Origin of the sequence: Streptomyces sp. NPDC051207 (assembly GCF_040682395.1) — a bacterium.
Taxonomy (GTDB): Bacteria; Actinomycetota; Actinomycetes; order Streptomycetales; family Streptomycetaceae; genus Streptomyces.
Genome location: NZ_JBFBAX010000070.1, coordinates 1 through 4198, shown reverse-complemented (window position 1 = coordinate 4198; position 4198 = coordinate 1). Strand labels below are relative to the sequence as shown.

General features: G+C 71.6%; 5 protein-coding genes and 1 pseudogene. 3 read left to right on the top strand and 3 right to left on the bottom strand.

Annotation, left to right across the window (positions count from 1 at the left end):
- Positions 1-75: 75 nt before the first annotated feature.
- The 3 genes and pseudogenes from AB0M97_RS30655 to AB0M97_RS30645 all read right to left on the bottom strand — a co-directional run.
- Positions 76-229 (bottom strand): annotated as a pseudogene (locus tag AB0M97_RS30655) (cold shock domain-containing protein); the annotation flags it as partial.
- Positions 230-232: 3 nt separating this feature from the next.
- Positions 233-385 carry a hypothetical protein gene (locus AB0M97_RS30650; RefSeq protein ID WP_365964244.1) on the bottom strand — a complete coding sequence of 51 codons (153 nt, stop codon included), beginning with the start codon at positions 383-385 and terminating at the stop codon, positions 233-235.
- A gap of 87 nt (positions 386-472) precedes the next feature.
- Entirely contained in the window at positions 473-1336 is an 864-nt protein-coding gene (locus AB0M97_RS30645; RefSeq protein WP_365964243.1) for a UbiA family prenyltransferase, read from the bottom strand.
- Positions 1337-1381: 45 nt separating this feature from the next.
- On the opposite strand from AB0M97_RS30645, the gene AB0M97_RS30640 reads away from it, so the two are divergent.
- The 3 genes from AB0M97_RS30640 to AB0M97_RS30630 are packed head-to-tail and all read left to right on the top strand — an operon-like array spanning position 1382 to position 4114.
- The gene (locus AB0M97_RS30640; RefSeq protein ID WP_365964242.1) at positions 1382-2560 is read left to right on the top strand and encodes a 3-oxoacyl-[acyl-carrier-protein] synthase III C-terminal domain-containing protein; all 1179 of its coding nucleotides are present in this window, start codon (positions 1382-1384) and stop codon (positions 2558-2560) included.
- 10 nt (positions 2561-2570) lie between these two features.
- Complete coding sequence (locus AB0M97_RS30635) at positions 2571-3086, top strand: isoprenylcysteine carboxylmethyltransferase family protein (RefSeq protein WP_365964241.1); 516 nt, start codon at positions 2571-2573, stop codon at positions 3084-3086.
- Positions 3083-4114, top strand: a complete 1032-nt coding sequence (locus AB0M97_RS30630) for an NAD(P)/FAD-dependent oxidoreductase (RefSeq protein ID WP_365964240.1) — start codon at positions 3083-3085, stop codon at positions 4112-4114. Before AB0M97_RS30635 ends, AB0M97_RS30630 begins: the two co-directional genes overlap by 4 nt.
- The last annotated feature ends 84 nt before the right edge of the window (positions 4115-4198 follow it).

Sequence of the window (4198 nt, the reverse complement as noted above, 5' to 3'; positions counted from 1 at the left end):
GGCGAAGCCGTAGCCCGCCTGTACAGGGCCGCCCACTCTGATGGAGAAAGACGATGCGCTGGAAGGTGCTCCGTCTCAGGCCTGCGGGCCTTTCTGATCCTGGCCGATGCCGAAGGTGACGCGCTCCCCCTCGGTCAGCTCGCGGTATCCGCTGCCCCTCGGTCCGAGTAGTGGGCAAAGACGTCTGGCCCCCGTCCCGGGTGATGAAGCCGAAGCTTTTCTCGCAATTACATCACTCGCTGTAGCGGCCGCGGCAGTTGAGGTTGGCGTGCTTGAGCGGGGATAGGCGGGCGACGTCCTTGTTCATGACGTCGTACTCGCGCTGGTCGGCGGGCAGCGCGCCTTCAGCTGCTCGTCGGAGGCGTTCAAGTAGCGGGTCGTCCACAGCACCGCGGCGTTACGCTCTCCAGCCTGCTCACCGTAGTGGGGAAGCCGGCGAGGTGGAGCTGGAGACGCTCCTTGCCTGTCTGGGTCAAACCATGTCCGGCCCCCGCAGCAGGACTTGTGTCACGGCCGTGCCCGCCACCACGATGGCCGCCCGGAACGGCCACCGGCTCCGTGTCTCCGAGGGTGAAGCCGTCCCTAGAACGGCGACCGTCCCGGCCGCCGCCGTCAGCGTCCAGCCCGTCGTCCCGACCGGCCCGGGCGGCCCTGCGGCGAGCACGCCGACGGCCGTCAGTATCACGAGCGGGGCCAGCCGTCGGCAGGTCGCCCGGCCCAGTCGCTGCGGCAGTCCGCGCACACCGGTGGCGCGGTCGTCCTCGATGTCCGGAAGGACGTTCACCAGGTGCGCACCCACGCCCAGCAGTGCGCCCGCTGTCACGGCCCACCAGGCCGGCCAGGACGGCGACGGCAGACCGAGGGTGACGAAGGCCGGCAGCGAGCCGAAGCCCACGGCATAGGGCAGCGGGGAGAGCACGGTGCGCTTCAACCAAAGGTTGTACGCCCAACCCGCCGCCACCATGCCCCCCAGATGTGCCGCTCCCGCGGCGGCCCCGCTCAGCAGCGACAGCGGTACGCACAGCCCCAGGGCCGCCCCGGCCGCGACGCCCACCGTCCGGGACGGGAGCTCACCGGTCGCCGCCGGCTTGTCACGGCGCCCGCAGACCGTGTCGCGCTGCGCGTCGACCGCGTCGTTGCACCACCCCACCGAGAGCTGGCCGGCCAGTACGGCCGCGGCCACCGCCACCGACCCCGCCGGTCCACGGCCCGCTGCCACGGCCAGCGCGGTGACGAACACCGTCACCGCGAGCGCAGGCTCCGGATGGCAGGAGCGCAGCAGCGCCGGGACACGGTGTGTCGTGCGCGAGGGAACCCCAGATGGGTGGAGAGTCACGTATGCACGGTAATCGGACATTCATGGTGAGGAAGGCATGACGGCATGCGTGTCCCTGTGATCGTCGATGACACCCCGTCCCCGTCCTCCCTGTCTCCGCCGCCGTCCGCCGCGCCGCGCCGGAGGACCGTGCCCGCGGCGACCACGATCGCCGCCGTCCGCACCGCACTGCCGCCGCACCGTTACGCCCAGGACGACCTCACCGGGCCGATCGGCGACCTGTGCCTGGCACCGGGGGCCGACCGAACGCTGTTGCGCCGCCTGCACGCGTCCGCCGGTGTGCGCACCCGTCATCTCGCCCTGCCGATCGAGCGGTACGCCGGTCTCGGCGACTTCGGGCGGAGCAACGACGCGTGGCTGGAGGCGGGCCTCGACCTGGGCGAGGAAGCTCTGACCGGCGCGCTGCAGGAAGCGGGGCTCGAGCCGGCTGATGTCGACTTGCTGGTGTGCGCCTCCATCACCGGCATCGCCGCCCCGTCGCTCGATGCCCGTCTGGCCGGGCGCGTGGGGCTGCGGCCCGACGTCAAGAGGCTCCCGGTGTTCGGCCTGGGCTGCGTGGCGGGCGCCGCCGGCCTCGCCCGGCTGCACGACTATCTGCGCGGGCACCCTGACGAAACGGCGGTACTCCTCACGGTCGAGCTGTGCTCACTGACGCTCCAGCAGCGCGACGACTCCCCCGCCAACCTCGTCGCCGGTGCCCTGTTCGGTGACGGCGCGGCAGCGCTCGTCGCACGCGGTTGCGGCGACAACAGTGGCAGTGGGATCGGTGGCGTCAGCCCGGGTGCCGCCGGTCCCTCGGTGGTCGCCACGCGGAGCCGCCTGTATCCGGAAACCGGACAGCTCCTGGGATGGGACATCACTGCCGGCGGGTTCCGTGTCGTGATCGGTGCCGGCGTCCCGGATATCGTGCGTGACCACTTCGGCCGGCATCTACGTGCCTTCCTGGCCGAGCACGGCCTCACAACCGACGACATCGGGTGCTGGGTGTGCCATCCGGGAGGTCCCAAGGTACTCTCTGCCGTCAGCGACGCCCTCGATCTTCCTGGCGATGCCTTGGACAGCTCATGGAGTTCGCTCGCGGCCGTGGGGAACATGTCGTCCGTCTCCGTCCTGCACATCCTGCAGAGCATCCGGGGATCGCGTCGGCCCGAGCCGGGCACGTGGGGGCTGCTGATGGGGATGGGCCCGGGGTTCTGTTCCGAACTTGTGCTGCTGCGCTGGTGAGTGGGCCTCCATGATCTGGTACTCGCTTCTTCTTCTCGCCGTGGCCGCCGAACGCGTCGCCGAGCTGGTCGTGGCGCGGCGTAACGCGGCATGGACACTGGCCCGCGCCGGTGTGGAGTACGGCCGCGGTCACTATCCGGTCATGGTCGTCCTGCACACGGCTCTGCTGGCCTGCTGTCTTCTGGAGCCCGTGCTCGCCCACCGGACGTTCCTGCCCGCATTGGGGTGGCCCATGCTGGCGCTGGCCGTACTGGCCCAGGTGCTGCGCTGGTGGTGCATCACCACGCTCGGGCCGTACTGGAACACCCGGGTCATCGTCGTGCCCGGAGCGCGCCTGATCGGCGCCGGTCCGTACCGCTTCCTGCGTCATCCCAACTACGTCGCGGTCGTGGTGGAGATCGCCGCACTGCCGCTGGTGCATTCCGCGTGGCTGACCGCGGCGGCGTTCACGATCGCCAACGCGGCGCTGCTCACGGTCCGTGTCCGCTGCGAGAGCACGGCCCTCACCCAGGCGCTGCCCGCATGAACACCGGGCACGACCTGCTGATCGTCGGAGGCGGGCCCGCCGGCCTCGCCACCGCCCTGCACGCCGCGCGCGCCGGTCTCGACACCGTCGTGGCCGAGCCGCGCCAGGCGCCGGTCGACAAGGCGTGCGGTGAGGGACTGACGCCCGGCGCCGTCCGGGCGCTCGGCGCGCTCGGCCTGGAGGTCCCCGGCCAGCCGATCACCGGGATCCGCTACGTCCAGGGACCCCGCCGGGTTCAGGCGGCGTTCCGGCACGGCCCTGGCCTCGGTGCGCGCCGCACCCACCTGCACAGTGTCCTGCACCAGGCCGTGTCAGAGGCGGGGGTCCCCATACTGCCCCTGCGGGTGGGAGAGGTACGGCAGGACACCACCGGTGTGACCATCCCCGGCACGGGCCTGCGCGCCCGGTGGCTGGTGGCCGCAGACGGCCTGCACTCACCGGTGCGCCGCTCCCTCGGCCTGGGAGTCGAGTCCCGCGGAACACCCAGATACGGGCTGCGCCGCCACTACGCGGTGCCCCCGTGGTCTGCGTACGTCGAGGTGCACTGGGGGCCTGACGGGGAGGCGTACATCACCCCGCTCGGCCCCGAACTCGTCGGCGTTGCGCTGCTGACGGACCGGCGCGCTCCCTTCGCCACCCAACTGGCCGCCTTCCCCGATCTGGCGGCCCGCCTCCCCGCGGAAAAGGCCGTCACCGCGGTGCGAGGCGCAGGCCCGCTCCGCCAGCAAACACGAACCCGACGCCACGGGCGGGTCCTGTTCGTCGGCGACGCTGCCGGATACATCGACGCGCTCACTGGCGAAGGCATCTCCCTGGCCCTCACCGGCGCCCAAGCCCTGGTCGGCAACGTGCGCCTCGGCACACCGGACCGCTACGAGACCGACTGGAACCGCGCTACTCGCCGCCACCGGCTTCTGACAGAGCTTCTGGTGCGTGCCCGGCAGAAGCCCGCGCTCGCGCCGCGCATCGTGCCCACGGCCGAACGCCTGCCGTACCTCTTCACTGTCGCCGTGAACGCCCTGGCATAAGACTTTGCCTCTGCCAGAAGGGCCACGGCCCGCCCGGATGCCAGCCGATTTCCGAGGTCCGCCCGTCCGCCCGGATCATCGCTG